This window comes from Sutterella massiliensis (genome assembly GCF_016899755.1).
In the GTDB taxonomy this organism is placed as follows: Bacteria; Pseudomonadota; Gammaproteobacteria; order Burkholderiales; family Burkholderiaceae_F; genus Sutterella; species Sutterella massiliensis.
The window spans coordinates 1-1,180 of the sequence record NZ_JACJJC010000102.1 but is presented as its reverse complement, the minus strand read 5'-3'; the positions used below and the strand labels follow the sequence as shown (position 1 = coordinate 1,180).

At 34.1% G+C, this 1,180-nt stretch carries 1 protein-coding gene; it reads right to left on the bottom strand.

What is annotated here, in order from left to right; all coding sequences use genetic code 11:
- Positions 1-1,180, bottom strand: a 1,180-nt coding sequence (locus H6A60_RS11540; RefSeq protein WP_205104757.1) for a glycosyltransferase, incomplete at both ends; no start/stop codon positions are given.

Genomic DNA, 1,180 nt, shown 5'->3' with positions numbered 1-1,180 from the left:
GTTACAATGCCATTTTTTGAATTGCTAAAAGAACCGCCACAAATTTGAGCGGAATTCGAAATTGCCTTGCTATAAAGTGTTTCTAAAATATTTTTCTCAGGATACCAATCATCAGAATCCATAAAGGCAATATACTCACCCCTCGCAAAGCTTAATCCAAAGTTTCTAGCTTTTCCAGAACCTGAGTTCGGCTGCGACAAAAGAGTGATTCTTTTATCTTTTTCGCAAAATTCTTTTACTTTTTCGAGAGATAAATCTGTCGATCCATCGTTGACGACGATAACTTCTATATCCTTTAGTGTTTGATTAAGAACGCTTGTAAGACACTCTTTAATATATTTTTCTGCATTGTATAAAGGAATGATTATCGAAATTTTTGGCGTACCAGTTGCTTGAGTTTGAATAATAACCTCTTTTGAGTTTGTTCCTAACTTATACGCGACTGGTTTCTTCTTTAATTGTTGAGAGATAAATGTATCCGTCTCATTTAGTAAGAGACTAATTGTCTTTTTACCACCTTCGGTAAAAAGACTCAAATCTAATTCTCCCCGCTCTTTTGAAGTTAGAATATCTTCTTTGAATTTTTGTATAAATTTACGTTTGTCGTCTCCCTCGCATTTATTCAGGGACGACATGTAGGATCTGTACCGATAGAATTGGAATTCTGGCAAAAGATCTTTATTTTTTCCGTCTGCAAAAAGTTTAGAATAAATGTAATCGAACTCATCGCAAAAAGCATAGATTTTTTTGTTGCTGTAGACAGATGAATTTGGATTATCTCTTCGATTCATGTAATACGGTTTGTCGACAAAATAGGCGCGCTCCGCGAGACTAAACGTTTGGAACCAAAAATCTGTATCCTGATATGAGGCTCCTGGTGTTTCATTATGCCGAATTCTATTCTTAATTAGGAATTCTTTATTATAAATTCCCGACCATGTATTCATCACAAATTTAAAAGTTTTCTTTTCTACTCTAGGATTAACAACCCTATTGTAGAAAGATATATCATCTGTCAATTTGTTTAGATAAAGTATCTCTTTCCCTTCTTCATCGTGGTTAAAGCGATAGAAGTCTGCTTTAATGAAATCTACATTATTTTTTTCTGCGATTTCATACAAATTTTTAAACATCTCGGGACGAACATAATCGTCAGTTTCGACAATGCCAATGTATTTTC